The following is a 14,754-nucleotide window of genomic DNA, read 5'->3' as shown; positions in this document are numbered from 1 at the left end:
TGTCGCCACCCGCTTCGACAAGCTCGCCGTCCGGTACGAAGCCACCCTGCACATCGCCGCGATCAACGAATGGCTATGACTTCGACACACGACCTAGGCACCCAGCGGCGTTCCACACTCACGCCAGCGCGTTCGATGCGAACGTCAGGGTGCACTTCGGCGGTTCGGAGGCACCCCATTCGGCGATCGATGAGGTCGCCGACGATCCGGTGGCCGATCACCAGGGGATTGACGTCGCCAGAGCACAAGGGCGAGGCGGGCAACGGCCTGTGAGGTTGTCACGCGACGTCACCGCGGTGCGGGTTGAAATCATTCGGCCGCATCACAAGCAAGTGCCGTGCACCGGTCGCTTGGGTCGCCGGTGAGGTTGTCCACAACCCGGGGCGTAGACGTGCTCGGGTGCCGCCGGCTGCGGCCACTTCCACACCGCGTTCAGTTGACAGCCGCCTCATCGCTGCGGGACGGTGAGCCATCCCCGACCGGATGGAGTGCACCATGGCCGTTGACCCGTCGGAGCAGCGCCTCGCGGAGTTCCTGGCCGGCGACCCGGCCGGTGACGACGGTCCAGTCGTCATGCTCAACCTGCTCCGATTCGCCGAAGGCGGGCGGGAGCTCTACCGGCAGTACAGCCGGGAGTTCAGCCAGACGTTCGCGCCCCGGTACGGCGTCGAGGTCATCTACGCCGGCAACGGCGACACGCCACTGGTCGCCGAGGCCGGGCAGGAGTGGGACGCGGTGCTGCTCGTGCGGTACCCGTCCCGGCGCGCCTTCAGCCAGATGGTCGCCGATCCCGATTACCGGCAGATCACCCGCCTGCGCAGCCGTGCGCTGCGGGAAGCGGTCCTGCAGCCGACGGCCCCATGGGGCGGCGGCTGAGGGAAGCCGCCCACATGGCCCGCGGCGCCGCGCGTTGAGCCACCCGCCGGAGTTGACTCATCGGTCAACCCAACTCCGCCCACCTGGTCGACCCGTCCGGCATCATCCGGCACCGGGCCCACCCGGCCAACGACGAACACAGCCTATGCACTGCGATCGCCGACGCTCACCGCCGGTCAGGCACTGGCACGGGACCGCAGCCGTGCCGTGGCCGGTCCGCTGCTGGGCGTCATCGGCCACCTGCCGGGCGTGGCACGCTTCGCCGGAGCCGGTCGCCTGCGACGTATGGCTCGCCGCGCCACAGCGAGCGGTCCTCGGCCACCTGACCCGGCTGTTCGACCGGCTCGCTCCGGACCGCCGCGGACCGGCCGGCACGGACCGGCCGGCGCCGCGCTCACCGCCGGTATCGTCGCGCTCGCCGCCGCTGTCACCGCCGGGGTGCGGCGGGTGCTGGAGCAGCGCAGGGTCGAGATCCTGCCGTCACGTTCAGGACCGGCCATCGTCCGGTTCAGACCGCACGGTAACCTCCTGCGTCGCCGAGGCTACAGCGATGCCCTCGGCGACGAACCGGTCCAGTACCCGCCGGGACATGTCGTCCTTTACCGCTCGGGCGTTGCGCACCTGCACCACGAACCGGGCGGCCAGTTCCACCCAGTCATCGGTGATCCGCACGAACACCCGCGGCTCCACGTCCGCCCGTCCCACCGGGTACCGGCGGCGCATCTGCTCGATCGCCTCCCGCGCGCCCTGAGACGATGACGCCCATTGCGCCTCCTCCCGCAGGATACGCTCGGCCAGCCGCCAGTCGTCACCGTGGCGCACCGGCACGGTCAGCTCTTCCCACAAGTAATCCAGGGCAGCGGTGCTGTTGTACACCGGCTCGCTGAAGATCGCCTTGTTCGACACCGACACCACCCGGCCCGTGTACTGCCGCCCCCGCACCCACGAGGTCTCCGACCTCGCCGAACCGATCTCCAGGATCTTCGTCCGCAGCGGAGAGATGTCCAGCACGTCACCGTGCACCCCGCCCATCTGTACCCGATCACCGACCCGGAACTGCCGCCCGGTCAGGATGCTCACCCAACCCGCCACCGCACCGATCACGTCCTGCATCGCGAACGCCACCCCGGCAGCGGCCAGACCGAGCACCACCCCGATGCGTCCGGCGAACGGCCGCCACACCACCGCCAACGCGATCACCAGCACGACCGCAACACCGTAGTGGACCGCCTTGCGCAGGTAGTACCGGTTGTACGGATCCCCAGACCGCCGTGACACCAACCGGCCCGCCACCACGGCCACCGGCACTGCCAGCACGATCATCACGACCGTGGTGACCAACCGGCCGACCAGACTGTCGGTGTCCCGGAGGAGCTCGAAGAATGTACCCACCGGCTCCCCTTGCCCCCGCGGACACATCGGTAACGTTCCGGCCGCCCGCTGCTCCCCATGACGAGGGCTGTGTCGATCTGGTCGGCGACGGCATCGAGTCGGCCCGGGGCTCGGGGCCGCCCGGTGTCTGCGGGTGCCGGGGCAGCGGCAGCGACTGCCGGTCGAGGACGCCGAGCGCGATGAACGTTTCGATCTGGCGGCCGCACCGGCACGGGTCAGGAACCCCGAGCGGTTCTCAGCATCGCCAACTGAGACACCCCCTTACGGGTCGAGGTTTGCCAGTGACCGGTCGGTGCCCCAGCCGAGCGTCCAGTGCTGGTCCGGGACCTCACCGGCGGCGCCGGCGAACGACTGCAGGGCGGCCAGCAGCGACGGTCGTTCGCTCGCCGGCATGGCGTTCAGGATTCGGCTGATCTCGCGGCGGCGGGCGTCGGTGACGCGCCGGACCAGCCGGCGGCCGGCGGGGGTGAGTGACACCTGCACCGCGCGGCGGTCGTCGACGGCGGGGGCGCGCTGGACGAGGCCGCGCTGCTGCAGCCGGTCGCAGTGGCGCGTGGCGGTGGAGCTGTTGACGTCGAGCAACTCGGCGAGGTCGGTCATGCGTTGCGGGCCGTGGGCGGCGAGCAGCACCAGGGCGCGGTGCTGCGGGAGGCTGATGTCCGCGTCGTAGGAGCTGAGGGACCGCACGGCGACGGCGACGAGGACCCGGCTGGCGGTCAGGAACGCCTCGACGAGGTCGGTGTCGACGCCGGCGGGCGCCGCGTCGGGTGCGGTCACAAGCCCAACATGCCCCGCGAACCAGATTTCATGCACAACGCATGGATGCACGATGCACGGGTATGCGGACATCAATCGGCTCGCGAGCGAGGAGGGCGGCGGTGGTGTCGCGGATCGAGGACTACGGGCTGCTCGGCGACCTGCACACGGCGGCGCTGGTCGGCCGGGACGGCTCCATCGACTGGTTGTGCCTGCCCCGCTTCGACGCACCGGCCTGCTTCGCCGCGTTGCTCGGCGACGACCGGCACGGGTACTGGCGGCTCGCCCCGGCCGCCGGTGGGCCGGCGACGCGCCGCCGCTACCGCGGTGACTCCCTGATCCTGGAGACGGAGTGGGACACGCCGGACGGCACCGTGCGGGTGGTGGACTGCATGCCGCCGCGCGGCGAGGCTGCCGACGTGGTCCGGGTCGTCGAGGGCGTCACCGGCCGGGTGCCGGTGCGCATGGCGTTGCGGCTGCGGTTCGACTACGGCCGGATCGTGCCGTGGGTGCGCCACCACGACGGGCAGCTCGCCGCGGTCGCCGGACCGGACGCGGCCTGGCTGCACACGCCGGTGCCGCTGCGTGGCGAGGACTTCACCACCTACGCCGACTTCGAGGTCGCCGCCGGTGAGCGGGTGCCGTTCGTACTCACGTACCGGCCGTCGCACGAACCGAAGCCCCGCCCCGCCGACGCGGTGCAGGCACTCGCCGACACCGAGGCGTTCTGGTCGCACTGGATGAGCCGTTTCCGGTACACCGGCGGTTGGCAGGAGGCCGTCCGCCGGTCACTGGTGACACTCAAGGCGCTCACCTACGCGCCGACCGGCGGGATCGTCGCGGCCGCCACCACATCGCTGCCGGAGCAGTGGGGCGGTCCACGCAACTGGGACTACCGGTTCTGCTGGCTGCGCGACGCCACGCTCACTCTGCAGGCGCTGCTCGGCACCGGGTTCGTCGCCGAGGCGCGGGCGTGGCGGGAATGGCTGCTGCGCGCCGCCGCCGGCGACCCCGCCGACCTGCAGATCATGTACGGCATCGACGGCACCCGACGACTCACCGAGCTGACCCTGAACTGGCTGCCCGGTTACGAGGGCGCCGCGCCGGTACGGATCGGCAACGCCGCCTCCGGGCAGTTCCAGCTGGACGTGTGGGGCGAGACCCTCGACGGACTGCACCTGGCCCGTCAGGCCGGTATCGCCCCGGACGAGGACGCCTGGGACCTGCAGCGCGCGCTGCTGGACTACCTCGAGGGCCACTGGGCCGAACCGGACAACGGGCTGTGGGAGGTCCGCGGCGACCGGCGGCAGTTCGTGCACTCCAAGGTCATGGCGTGGGTCGGCCTGGACCGCGCCGTCCGGGCGGTGCTGGACTCCGGCCTGGACGGGCCGGTGCAGCGGTGGCGCGCCGTCCGCGACTGGATCCACCGCGACGTGTGCGAGCGCGGTTTCGACCCGGACCGCGGCACGTTCACCCAGTTCTACGGCTCGCAAGGACTCGACGCGGCATTGCTGCTGCTCCCCCGGTACGGGTTCCTGCCGTGGTCCGATCCGCGGGTCGCCGGCACCGTCGACGCGGTCCGCCGGGAGCTGTGCGTCGACGGGTTCCTGCTGCGGTACCGCCCGCAGGCCGGCGACCTCGTCGACGGGCTGCCCGGCACCGAAGGCGCGTTCGTCACCTGCAGCTTCTGGCTCGCCGACGCGCTGGCCGGCATCGGCCGGCACGACGAGGCGGAGCGGCTGTTCGAGCGGCTGCTCGGCCTGCGCAACGACCTCGGCCTGCTCGCCGAGGAGTACGACCCGGCCACCGGCCGGCAGCTGGGCAACACCCCGCAGGCGTTCAGCCACGTCGGGCTGGTCAACTCCGCCCGTCATCTGTCATCCACCGCGCCCTCGTCGGAGGTGAGCACCGCATGCGTGCCCTGACCGTCATCCCGCAACAGGCCCGCTCCCTGGCCGTCACCGACGTGCCGGACCCCCGGCCCGGCGACGACGAGCTGCTCGTCGACGGCCTCACCGTCGGTGTGTGCGGCACCGACAAGGAGATCGCCGCCGGCCTGTACGGATGGGCGCCGCCGGACCGGGAGCGGCTCGTCATCGGCCACGAATCCCTCGGCCGGGTCCGGCACGCGCCGCCCGGCAGCGGCTTCACGCTCGGCGACCTCGTCGTCGGCGTGGTCCGTCGCCCGGACCCGGTGCCGTGCGGCGCCTGCGCGCACGGACAGTTCGACATGTGCCGCAACGGCCGCTACACCGAACGGGGCATCAAACAGCTCGACGGGTATGCCAGCGAATCCTGGACCGTCGAGACGGACTACGCGGTAAAACTCGACCCGCGCCTCGCCCACGTCGGCATCCTCTTGGAGCCGGCGAGCGTGGTCGCGAAGGCCTGGGACGAGATCGAGAAGGTCGGCACCCGCGCCTGGTTCGCGCCGCGGACCGTGCTCGTCACCGGCGCCGGACCGATCGGGCTGCTCGCCGCACTCCTCAGCGCCCAGCGCGGCCTCGACGTGCACGTGCTCGACCAGGTCACCGCCGGCCCGAAACCCGGCCTCGTGCACGACCTCGGCGCGATGTACCACCACGAACCGATCGGCGAGGTCATGTCCGGCGTGCGACCCGACGTCGTCATCGAGTGCACCGGCGCCGGACCGGTGGTGTTCGGCGCGCTGTCGGGCACCGCCGCCTACGGCATCGTGTGTCTTACCGGCGTGTCCTCGCCCGGGCATCGGCTCGCCGTGGACAGCGGCGGGCTCAACCGGGAGATCGTGCTGGAGAACGACGTCGTCATCGGCTCCGTCAACGCGAACCTCAGCCATTACACCGCCGCGGCCGACGCTCTCGCCAAGGCCGACTTGGACTGGCTCGGCCGACTGATCACCCGCAGGGTGCCGCTGGAGCAGGCAGCGGACGCGTTCACCGCGTCCGGCGACGACGTGAAGGTCGTCATCACCCTCGATGGGAGCGACCGGTGACCGCGCGCCAGCGGGTCGTCATCATCGGTGGCGGGTTCGCCGGGCTGCGGGCCGCCCGCGGGCTGCGCCGCGCGCCCGCCGACGTGGTCCTCGTCGACCGCGCCAACCATCACCTGTTCCGGCCGCTGCTGTACCAGGTCGCCACGGGTCTGCTGCCGGCCGGTGACATCGCCCCGCCACTGCGGCGGATCCTCGCCGAGCAGCGCAACACCCGCGTCCTGCTCGGCGAGGCGACCGCCGTCAACCCGCACGCGCAGACCGTGACCGTGACCGCCGCGGACGGCACCGCCCAGCGGCTCGGCTACGACCACCTGGTCCTGGCCGCCGGGGCGACCGACAACTACTTCGGCCACGACCAGTGGGCGGCGGTCGCGGCGGGGATGAAGACGCTGCGGCAGGCGGTCGAGCTGCGCGACCGGCTGCTGCACGCGTTCGAGACGGCCGCCGCGAGCCGCGACGAACAGGCCCGCCGCCGCTGGCTGACCTTCGCCATCGTCGGCGGCGGCCCCACCGGCGTCGAGCTCGCCGGGCAGCTCGCCGCCCTGGCCCGCCGCACCCTGCGCGGCCAGTTCCACGACCTGGACCCCGCACATCTGCGCATCGTGCTGACCGAGCACGGCGACGCCGTGCTCGCCCCGTTCCCGGACCCGCTACGCCGGCACGCCCACCGGCGGCTCCGCGACCTCGGCGTCGACGTCCGCCTCGGGTACAGCGCCGCCGACATCGACGAGCACGGCATCACCCTACAGTCCGCGCACGGCGGCGATCCGCAGCGCCTCGCGACGCCCACCGTGATCTGGGCCGCCGGCGTCACCCCGGTGCCGCTCACCGCCCAGCTCGCGGAGGACGCCGGCGCCTCCAGAGACCACAAGGGCCGCATCAAGGTTCGGCCCGACTGCACGGTGCCCGGCCACCCGGAGATCTTCGCGATCGGCGACCTCGCCAACGTCCACGATCTGCCCGGCATCGCCGAGCCCGCGCTGCAGCAGGGCCGGTACGTCGCCAAGGTCATCAGCCACCGGCTCGGCCGCGGTCCGCATCCGGGCCTGTTCCGCTACCTGGACCTGGGCACCATGGCCACCATCAGCCCGTTCGACGCGGTCGCCGACGTCCGCGGCCTGCACCTGCACGGCCCGCTCGGCAAGGCCGCCTGGGCCGGCGTCCACCTGGCCTTCCTCACCGGCTGGCCCAACCGCCTCGGCGTCCTCGCCAACTGGGCCTGGACCCTGGGCAGCGGGCGCCGCCAGCAACAGCTCATCCTGGACACCCGGACGGTACGGCCGGCTGCCGCCCGTCCCGCATAGACCATCGCGGGAGATCATGATGTGGGAAGCGGCTTGGTGGGGCTTCGTCGGCGGTCTCGCGCTCATCGTCGGCGCCGTGATCGGCCTGGTCTGGCACTCCGCCGCCCGCGGCATCGGGCTGGTCATGGCGTTCGGCGCCGGGGTGCTGATCAGCGCTTTAGCGTTCGAACTGACCGAGGAGGCGTTCGAACGCGGCGGCGGCTGGCCGGTCCTCGCCGGTCTTGTCGGCGGCGCGTTCGCGTTCTTCATCGGCGACTGGATCATCGACCGGCGCGGCGGGCAGCACCGCAAACGCTCCGGCGGGCAGCAGGCCGCCGGCTCGGCGGGCGCGATCGTGCTCGGCTCGCTGCTCGACGGCATCCCGGAGTCGGTGGCGATCGGTGTGTCGCTGCTCGGCGGCGGCTCCGTCGGCGTCGCCGTCGTTGCCGCGGTGTTCCTGTCCAACGTGCCGGAGTCGCTGTCCGCCGCCACCGGTCTACGCCGTGCCGGCCACTCCACCCGCTGGATCCTCGGCCTGTGGACCGGCGTCGCGGTCGCCTCGGCGGCCGCGGCGGCGATCGGCTACGCCGCGCTGGGCGGCGCACCGCCGCAGGTCGTCGCCGTCACGCAGGCGTTCGCGGCCGGGGCGATCCTCACCATGCTCGCCGACACGATGATGCCCGAGGCGTACGAGCACGCCGGCAGTGTCGTCGGGCTCAGTACCTGTCTCGGGTTCATCACCGCGTTCCTGCTCAGCCAGATCTGAGCACCCGGCACACGGTGCTGCGGCAACAGGCCAGGTGTTCACGCCGCACGGGTGGACGTCGGCACGGCTGCTGCCGTGCTGCGGAAGGCAGTGGTCCGGTAGGAGTCACTCGCAGCCGTGCCGACCGCCAGACGTCCTCCCCCACCCGCCGGGCCTCTGGCACACCGTCACCTAGCCATGTCCCGGGTGCGCAAAACGTCTTCGATGTGCGGGCCAACGTCGATTCCCTGCTTGGTCCAAGCGCCAGGCCGGATTGTCAACGCGCTGTCGGCGCAGCTGCCGACCGTATTCGCCCGAGCCGCGAGTCAGCCGGGGCGTCCGTGGGCCCCGCTCACCGTGGCGACACCTTCCGCTCGGTGGCCGCTTTCGCGGCGGAGAAGATTGCGCCGCGCAGCGCGGCGGCGGCAAGGACCTCGCCCCAGCTGCGGTCCTCGTCGGTCGCGTCCGGCATGGCATCGCGCCGGATCAGCGTCCACATCTGTTTGAGGAGCATCGTTGCTCCCGGACCGGCACCGGCGCCGAGCAGCAGTCCCACCGGCTTACGTGCCAGGTGCACTTCCCAGCGGCTCATGACCGCCGCCACAGCACGAAGGCGGCCGATCGCACCGCCAACCCGACCTGCCGGAGCACGGCGACCGGCCTCGAGCCGCGGGGCCACCCCGCCGGGTCGATGGCACCGATGCGTCCCTGCAGCGCCCGGCGGGGAACAGCCGGTACCGGGCGCGAGCCGGCATTCTTCGCCGCCACCACTTCCGGCCTGGTGGAAAAGTCGATGTGGTACATGGGTACCTCCTTCACGCGCATTGCAGTCATCACCAGGTGGCCGGCGTGTGTGCACGGCGACCGTCTCGTGCGGCATGGCGTTGCGTTTAGCCGGGTGTGGCGCCGCCTGCGACCGTCGCTCCAACGCGGACGTTCGCCGTGGCCGGTGGTCTCGGGTGGTTACCGGCTGGGGACCGACACGACCGGCAATGCGCCTGCTGCAGCAGCTCGGCCGTCACCGCCTGCAGCGTGCTGCCCACGGTGTGACACCTCGCGCTGATCTTGGTCCGGCGCGAACCGCCGGCCGGGCCCGCGACAGGCGGCAACGACTCGAGGAACGGTTCACGGTAGGCGCGCACGCAGGTCCAGACGAGCGCCGCGCACCGCCGCCTCGGCGGCGGCCCACACGACCGTCGCAATGCTGCTGCCCCGTCGACGCCGACGGCGATCCTACGATGCTCTCGCATGGACGGCCCCCGCTGCTCGTGCCGTTACGGCCCCGCCTACCCGAGGCCTGGGACAGACCAACATTTTTTGCTGCACGAGCCGTCCGCGGTGCTGTCCCGGCTGCTGGCCATGCTCTGGGAGATCGGCTGGACCGCTCGCGACCCGGCCCAGCGCGACGCGGTACGCACGCAACTCGACCGTCTGACTCGCGCCGTCGATGACTACACCGTCGACGTCCGCGACGGCGAGTGCCTGCGTGGGCAGGCACAGCGCGTGCGGCGCATGGATGCGGGCCGGTGGACGGGTGGACCGGACCGGCATAGCGTTACCTCAGCGATGGAGAAAGGCGCTCCGGCCGGTCGAACACGATTCGTCCCTGCGGGAGCTCGGCAGCATCACGGGGCAACGCGGATGCACGGCTGGCCGTTGACCGCGAATGCGCGCGCGGTTCCGGCCGTCTCCGCCGCCGTTGCGGGTCCGACGTTGCCCTGCAACGCGGCCGCGGTGCTGGCGCCCGGGGCCAGGGGCCGGTCGATCGTGAGCTGGATTGCCCGCTGGTCCTGTTGCCAGTGCAGCACCGAAGCCGTCGTGAGACGCTGCCCCGCGGGGTCGGCGGCCAACCGTCCATCGGGGCGCACCCGGACCGAGTACTCGGCGATGCACGACATCGAAGCGCTGGACGTGTCGGCGGAGTCCGCCCCGCCCTCCGATCGCCGAAAGCGCTGCCGTCCGACGCGGGCGCGGCTGACCGACCAGGCCAGGCCCCGGTGCGGTCAGCTCGGGCTGCGTCGCCCGGCGCACAGTCGGCCGACCCGTCAGCGCTGTAAGGTCGGTGGTGTCCTCCTGAACTACGGCGGTCAGCGCGTCTCGCATGGCGCCGGCAGCTGCTGCCGCAGCGGGGCGGATGCCAGGATCGGTTGCCAAACAACGGGACAACACCTGACGCACGCTGGCGGGCAGCACATGGCGGTCCGGCAGCAGCAACCGGACATCAACATCGTCACCCGGCTCCCGGTCCGGTACCCGACCTGACAGCATCGTGATGAGCAGCAGGCCCAAGGCGAACACGTCACCGGCCGGCGTCGCCGTTGCGTCACGGACGTACTCAGGGGCGAGATACGCCGGGGTCCCCCACTGCACCCCGGCGGCATCGGTCGCGGATTGCCCGACGTCGCCGGCCACCCCGAAGTCGACCACCTTCACACCTGCCGGGCCCAGCATCACATTGCCGGGCTTGACGTGGCGATAGACGATGCCCTCGGCGTGCGCGGCCGCCAGTGCCTCGGCCACCGCCGAACCCACGCGCAGCGCATCCGGCCACGGCAGTGGCCCATGCCGTGACAGGTGTGCCGTCAGCGTCGCACCATCGACGAACTCCAGCACCAGGTACGGTCGTACCGCACCAGAGACGTCGATGTGTTCCCCGTAATCGTGAACACTGGCAACGTGCGGATGGTTGAGGCGGCCGGCGGCGACCGCCTCCCGGCGGACGTAGTCGCAGGTAGATGGTCCGGAACTCAGCGCATCGCTGAGCATCTTGACCGCCACGGTTCGCTCCAGCAGCAGGTCCTGCGCTTCCCAGACAATGGCCATACCGCCACGCCCGACCATGCGTCGCAACAGATACCGCTCGTTCAGCACGACCATGGTGCCGATCGGGGCGGCCACTGGATGACGATGGCAGTCATATATGCCCCTTCTCCACGAGATGAACGTCCTTCTACCGGCCATCTGGGGACACGCAACCCCGGCTGCGATGGAGGCGCCGGAGCAGGCGAAGTCAGTGCCCGTTGGCCGGTGACATCGCCGAGATCGGCAGCAAGCGAGTCGCCGATCCCGGCGTCGGTGTATCCGGTGATGCTCGGGCCGATGGGCGCGGGCGTCACGTGGTAGGTACCGACGAGCTCAGCGAGCGGGCGCACCAGCGCCCCGCCGGGCCCTGCAGCCATCCAATGGCGCCGCTGCGTCTCACGGCAGTTGCTGGCCACGCTCACATGGGCCAGAAACGGGCCAACCGGTGTTCGGCCCGGGCCGGATCAATGTGGCGCGCGTCGACCTGGACCTGGTACGCCTCGGCACGCAGCCCGCCGATGCCCTTCAGATCGCTGCGCGTAGTGCGCAGACGGTGACGGAGATACCCGGTCGCCGCGCCGATCACCGTGCCGACCGCCAAGCCGGACAACATGACGTACGCCGTAGCGGCAGGCAACAGGTGGACCAGTCCGAGCAGTGCCCCGACCAGACCTCCGATCACCGCGCCCACCGACGCAGCGCGACCGCTGGCCCGCCAGGCGACGAGACGCTCGGCCGCGACCAACGGATGCAGACCACGGCCGACGATCGTGACATCCTCGGCCGAGACGCCGAGCTCGTGCAGGTGCTCTCTCGCCTGCTCGGCAGCAACGAAGCTGGGATAGTGGGCAACGGTGTGAAAGGCGGGCGCGCGGTCGAGCACGTGGGACGGTCGAGTCACCGCGATGTCGGAATCGTGGACAGACGTTGTCATCGGCCTGCTCCTCTCGTCGTAGGCTTCTCCCCTCCCACAGTTCCTCGCCGACCTCAAGAGATTCCTGCAGGTATATGACAGCACCATGACATCGACCGTTGCAGCGCACGCGTAGACGCGGCCACTCCAGCATCGACAGGTGCGGATCAGGGAACCTCGACCGAGTCGGCGGCGCTGCCCAGCAGTGCGCAGAATGCAACGAACCCGGGGAGGCAAGACGGACGAGCAGCGGAAGCTCGAGGAAGTCGGTTGGCACTCACTGTGCGGCGGAGATCCGGTCACGCACTATGATGCCGTACTGACCGAAGATGCGCTCATAATCGTGCCCGGAGCGGCGCTCGATCGCCAGGCCGTACTGCAGTCGTGGACTGGCGTCGAGTTATGGCAGGACGTCCAGCTCACCGACCGCGCAGTCCAGGAACTCGGCACCGGCGTCGCAGCTCTCGTCCACCGTGCAACGGCGCGTCGGGCGAGCGACGCCGAGCCGCACCGAGCCATCATGACGGGCGTCTACACCCACAGCGGGGAGTCATGACGACTTGCGCTGCATCGACAGACGCCACAGCCTGCCTGAGTCAACGCTCCAGCGGTACCGCCGCGCCGGCGACGCCGCGCAACGCGGTCAACCGGTCGGCCTGACCTTCCTGGATCACGCTGAGGGTACCGTCGGTCTCTAGGACCACCGCGGCGACCTGTTCCATTCCACCGCTACCCTGCGACCGGATCGCCTGCCGCACCTCCCCGTCGGTGACCCGCTGCGACCGGAACGCATCGTCCAGCAAACGCCGATCGCGCAGCAACAGGGTCGGCTCGGACTTCAGCACTACCCGGATCCGGCGGGAGCGCATCGACAGCCACGTTGCGGCCAACTGCAGGACGACCAGCAGCACAAGGGCGGCCATCCTCTCGGCCAGTGATACGTCCTTCGACACCAGAATGGTCGCCAGGGTCGACCCCAACGCAACCGTGACGATCAGGTCGAAGGCGTTCATCTTCGCCAACATCCGCTTGCCAGACAAGCGCAGCACCAGGATCAGCCCGGGATAGACCACGACCCCGACGACGGCGACCCGGAGCAGATCCGACCAACTCTGCAGGAACATACCGTGTCGCTACCCGGATGTTCGCCTCGACATTTCTCGGGCCGCGTCGCGGGTCCACAACGACCGGCCGCGAATGAGTACGCACTTCACATGCGCCGCTCACGAGCGTCGGCGGTTCGCGTATGTGCGTGGCACCGCCGCGTGGCACGCCAAGGAGGACCTGCTCGACCTGCTGGCCACCGCCCGCACCCGCCCGAACCGGGAACAGGTTCGCGACCTGCTGTACCGGTTCTTCCGCCGCTGCGCCGACGCCGACCTTCCCGTACTGCAACGCCTGGCCACGACCGTCGAGACATGGTGGCCGGAAATCCTCGCGTTCCTGCACACGGGCATCACCTACGCCGGCTCCGAAGGCACCAACCGGGTCATCAAACCGTCGCCCGCGACGCCTACGGCTTCCGCAACCCCATCAAACAGCGACTACGAACCCGAACCACCACCACCGCAAAGCCCGTGGGCATCTCGACCTCCGCTAAATTCGAAGGCCCCCAATCGGGCGTGCGCGAACCTCACTGGTCATCACCGTCCAGGCGCCGCTTGGCGTACTTGTGGAACTATTCGGATGGGATCGTCCGGGTGGCTTGGACGGCGCGGCGCAGTCGACCATCGGCAGCCAACTCCCCGAACATGTAGATCTCCGTGGTGATGGTGCCGCCCTTACGCAGCTCCGCGATGAGCCGGTACCGGGCGGCAACCTGGTCGTCGTCCACCAGCGCCTGCTCCACCTCGACACGCAGACCAGAGGCCCGCTTGCGGGCCGGGCGGATGTGATCCAGCAATCGCTGCCGGTTCAGCAGCACGCCGTCGTTGACCAGCTCATAGTCCGGCGTGTGGTAGCGGTCAAGCACGGTCGCCGGATCCTCGTCGCTCAGTCCTGCCTCCTGCGGATAGCGGACCAGATAGCCGGTCAGATCGGTACGGGGCGTCATTTGATCTCCCTAAACATCAATTATCTTTGACACGGTGTATACGATAACGCTAGGCGATAAATTAGACAACATGTCAGACGTAACAGGTGGTCGGCGCCGCCGGCGACGTTCGGACGCCGAGCGCAGCGCCGGCGCCGTACTCGACGCAGCCGTCCAGGTGCTCGGGCGGCACCCGGACGCGAAGGTGGAAGAGGTCGCCGCGGCAGCCGGCGTCACCCGCCAAACCGTCTACGCCCACTACCCGTCCCGGCCGCTGCTGGTGGCCGCGGTCATCGACCGCATCACCGCCGAAGCCGTCGCCACCATCGACGCCGCCAACGTTGACAGCGACACCGTCACCGAGGCGCTGCTGCGCTGGCTGGACGTCACCTGGCGGCTGTTCGACCGGTATCCGCTGCTCCTGCACCCCTCGGTGACCGCCATTGACCAAGCGGACTCCGACCGCCAGCATGCCCCAGTCATCGAGCGCCTAGAGCGGCTGATCAGGCGTGGCCAGGCCTCCGGCGAGTTCGACGGAACCCTCAACCCGGCCTGGTTGGTCGCCGCGACCATCGCGCTCGGTCATGCGGCCGGCGGCGAGATCGCCGCCGCCCGCATGACCACCGCGCAGACAGCGGCAGCGCTGCGTCACAGCATCCTGCGCGTGTACGGCGCCCACGAGCCGCGATAGCGACAGCCTCGCGCCACTCCCGGTCCACTCGATGTTGATCGGTGCACCCGGCACGCCAGCATCCGAACCTCAGCTCCGTAGTCGGAGGCCACGGCGCGTGGTGGCCGCTCACGCAACGACCGCCGCGACGGTTACCGAGGCCCGCGACAGATAGCTGCAGAACCGGCTGACCCCGCTGACTTCGCAGAGCCGGTAGTAGCCGGCGTGGGAGGCGGGATGGGTGTGGACCGCCTGGTAAGGGCGGCCGGCAGCGCGGAGCCGTTTCTCGTTCCAGCCGGTGACGGCCACGG

General features: G+C 70.6%; 16 protein-coding genes and 1 pseudogene. 8 read left to right on the top strand and 9 right to left on the bottom strand.

The features are described 5' to 3' along the window. Positions 1–495: 495 nt before the first annotated feature. Entirely contained in the window at positions 496–876 is a 381-nt protein-coding gene (locus OP18_RS50120; protein WP_033367797.1) for a DUF1330 domain-containing protein, read from the top strand. Positions 877–1,362: 486 nt separating this feature from the next. On the opposite strand, the gene OP18_RS50115 is transcribed toward OP18_RS50120, so the two are convergent. Together OP18_RS50115 and OP18_RS50110 are read right to left on the bottom strand one after the other, a co-directional pair. Further along, positions 1,363–2,217, bottom strand: a complete 855-nt coding sequence (locus OP18_RS50115) for a mechanosensitive ion channel family protein (RefSeq protein ID WP_162189948.1) — start codon at positions 2,215–2,217, stop codon at positions 1,363–1,365. 312 nt (positions 2,218–2,529) lie between these two features. Beyond that, positions 2,530–3,045, bottom strand: a complete 516-nt coding sequence (locus tag OP18_RS50110; RefSeq protein WP_052388571.1) for a MarR family winged helix-turn-helix transcriptional regulator — start codon at positions 3,043–3,045, stop codon at positions 2,530–2,532. A 101-nt stretch (positions 3,046–3,146) separates the two neighbouring features. Between OP18_RS50110 and OP18_RS50105 the strand changes: the two genes are divergently transcribed. The 4 genes from OP18_RS50105 to OP18_RS50090 are packed head-to-tail and all read left to right on the top strand — an operon-like array spanning position 3,147 to position 8,047. Continuing rightward, positions 3,147–4,949 carry a glycoside hydrolase family 15 protein gene (locus OP18_RS50105; protein WP_211273930.1) on the top strand — a complete coding sequence of 601 codons (1,803 nt, stop codon included), beginning with the start codon at positions 3,147–3,149 and terminating at the stop codon, positions 4,947–4,949. Beyond that, positions 4,937–5,998, top strand: a complete 1,062-nt coding sequence (locus OP18_RS50100) for a glucose 1-dehydrogenase (RefSeq protein WP_033367796.1) — start codon at positions 4,937–4,939, stop codon at positions 5,996–5,998. The genes OP18_RS50105 and OP18_RS50100 overlap by 13 nt, the downstream gene beginning before the upstream one ends. Continuing rightward, positions 5,995–7,302, top strand: a complete 1,308-nt coding sequence (locus OP18_RS50095; protein WP_033367795.1) for an NAD(P)/FAD-dependent oxidoreductase — start codon at positions 5,995–5,997, stop codon at positions 7,300–7,302. Before OP18_RS50100 ends, OP18_RS50095 begins: the two co-directional genes overlap by 4 nt. A 19-nt stretch (positions 7,303–7,321) precedes the next feature. After that, complete coding sequence (locus OP18_RS50090; RefSeq protein ID WP_033367805.1) at positions 7,322–8,047, top strand: ZIP family metal transporter; 726 nt, start codon at positions 7,322–7,324, stop codon at positions 8,045–8,047. A 331-nt stretch (positions 8,048–8,378) separates the two neighbouring features. Here the strand turns inward: OP18_RS50090 and OP18_RS50085 are convergent, their stop codons facing one another. The 4 genes from OP18_RS50085 to OP18_RS54300 all read right to left on the bottom strand — a co-directional run bounded on the left by OP18_RS50085 (position 8,379) and on the right by OP18_RS54300 (position 11,762). Next, a complete protein-coding gene (locus OP18_RS50085) occupies positions 8,379–8,618 on the bottom strand; it encodes a DUF4235 domain-containing protein (RefSeq protein ID WP_033367803.1) in 240 nt (79 codons plus the stop codon). Continuing rightward, a complete protein-coding gene (locus OP18_RS50080; RefSeq protein ID WP_156090368.1) occupies positions 8,615–8,830 on the bottom strand; it encodes a hypothetical protein in 216 nt (71 codons plus the stop codon). Before OP18_RS50080 ends, OP18_RS50085 begins: the two co-directional genes overlap by 4 nt. A 756-nt stretch (positions 8,831–9,586) precedes the next feature. Next, the gene (locus OP18_RS56635; protein ID WP_162189947.1) at positions 9,587–10,924 is read right to left on the bottom strand and encodes a serine/threonine-protein kinase; all 1,338 of its coding nucleotides are present in this window, start codon (positions 10,922–10,924) and stop codon (positions 9,587–9,589) included. 322 nt (positions 10,925–11,246) lie between these two features. Continuing rightward, positions 11,247–11,762 (bottom strand): hypothetical protein, encoded by a 516-nt coding sequence (locus OP18_RS54300; RefSeq protein ID WP_156090367.1) that lies wholly within the window; start codon positions 11,760–11,762, stop codon positions 11,247–11,249. A gap of 193 nt (positions 11,763–11,955) precedes the next feature. On the opposite strand from OP18_RS54300, the gene OP18_RS50065 reads away from it, so the two are divergent. Beyond that, entirely contained in the window at positions 11,956–12,297 is a 342-nt protein-coding gene (locus OP18_RS50065) for a nuclear transport factor 2 family protein (protein WP_052388569.1), read from the top strand. A gap of 40 nt (positions 12,298–12,337) precedes the next feature. Here OP18_RS50065 and OP18_RS50060 read toward each other — a convergent pair whose 3' ends face one another. Next, on the bottom strand, positions 12,338–12,865 hold the full coding sequence (locus OP18_RS50060) for a DUF421 domain-containing protein (RefSeq protein WP_033367792.1): 528 nt from the start codon (positions 12,863–12,865) through the stop codon (positions 12,338–12,340). 136 nt (positions 12,866–13,001) lie between these two features. Here OP18_RS50060 and OP18_RS62825 point away from each other — a divergent pair. Then, positions 13,002–13,341, top strand: a pseudogene (locus OP18_RS62825) (transposase); the annotation flags it as partial. Between the two features lie 78 nt (positions 13,342–13,419). Here OP18_RS62825 and OP18_RS50055 read toward each other — a convergent pair. Beyond that, positions 13,420–13,794 (bottom strand): nuclear transport factor 2 family protein, encoded by a 375-nt coding sequence (locus tag OP18_RS50055; RefSeq protein ID WP_033367791.1) that lies wholly within the window; start codon positions 13,792–13,794, stop codon positions 13,420–13,422. A 34-nt stretch (positions 13,795–13,828) separates the two neighbouring features. Here OP18_RS50055 and OP18_RS50050 point away from each other — a divergent pair, with 34 nt between their 5' ends. Next, complete coding sequence (locus tag OP18_RS50050) at positions 13,829–14,464, top strand: TetR/AcrR family transcriptional regulator (protein WP_245635811.1); 636 nt, start codon at positions 13,829–13,831, stop codon at positions 14,462–14,464. A gap of 108 nt (positions 14,465–14,572) precedes the next feature. On the opposite strand, the gene OP18_RS60165 is transcribed toward OP18_RS50050, so the two are convergent. Further along, the coding region (locus tag OP18_RS60165; RefSeq protein ID WP_033367789.1) for a hypothetical protein at positions 14,573–14,754 on the bottom strand (182 nt) is incomplete at its 5' end.

This window comes from Dactylosporangium aurantiacum (assembly GCF_000716715.1).
Classification (GTDB): Bacteria; Actinomycetota; Actinomycetes; order Mycobacteriales; family Micromonosporaceae; genus Dactylosporangium; species Dactylosporangium aurantiacum.
The sequence above is the reverse complement of the archived record's forward strand: the minus strand, read 5'-3'. Positions and strand labels throughout refer to the sequence as shown.

Coding starts and splice junctions, on each gene's coding strand:
- OP18_RS54300 (WP_156090367.1), bottom strand. CDS start 11,762: ATGACAACGTCTGTCCACGATTCCGACATCGCGGTGACTCGACCGTCC.
- OP18_RS50120 (WP_033367797.1), top strand. CDS start 496: ATGGCCGTTGACCCGTCGGAGCAGCGCCTCGCGGAGTTCCTGGCCGGC.
- OP18_RS50085 (WP_033367803.1), bottom strand. CDS start 8,618: ATGAGCCGCTGGGAAGTGCACCTGGCACGTAAGCCGGTGGGACTGCTG.
- OP18_RS50065 (WP_052388569.1), top strand. CDS start 11,956: ATGCAACGAACCCGGGGAGGCAAGACGGACGAGCAGCGGAAGCTCGAG.
- OP18_RS50100 (WP_033367796.1), top strand. CDS start 4,937: ATGCGTGCCCTGACCGTCATCCCGCAACAGGCCCGCTCCCTGGCCGTC.
- OP18_RS50080 (WP_156090368.1), bottom strand. CDS start 8,830: ATGTACCACATCGACTTTTCCACCAGGCCGGAAGTGGTGGCGGCGAAG.
- OP18_RS50060 (WP_033367792.1), bottom strand. CDS start 12,865: ATGTTCCTGCAGAGTTGGTCGGATCTGCTCCGGGTCGCCGTCGTCGGG.
- OP18_RS50090 (WP_033367805.1), top strand. CDS start 7,322: ATGTGGGAAGCGGCTTGGTGGGGCTTCGTCGGCGGTCTCGCGCTCATC.
- OP18_RS50055 (WP_033367791.1), bottom strand. CDS start 13,794: ATGACGCCCCGTACCGATCTGACCGGCTATCTGGTCCGCTATCCGCAG.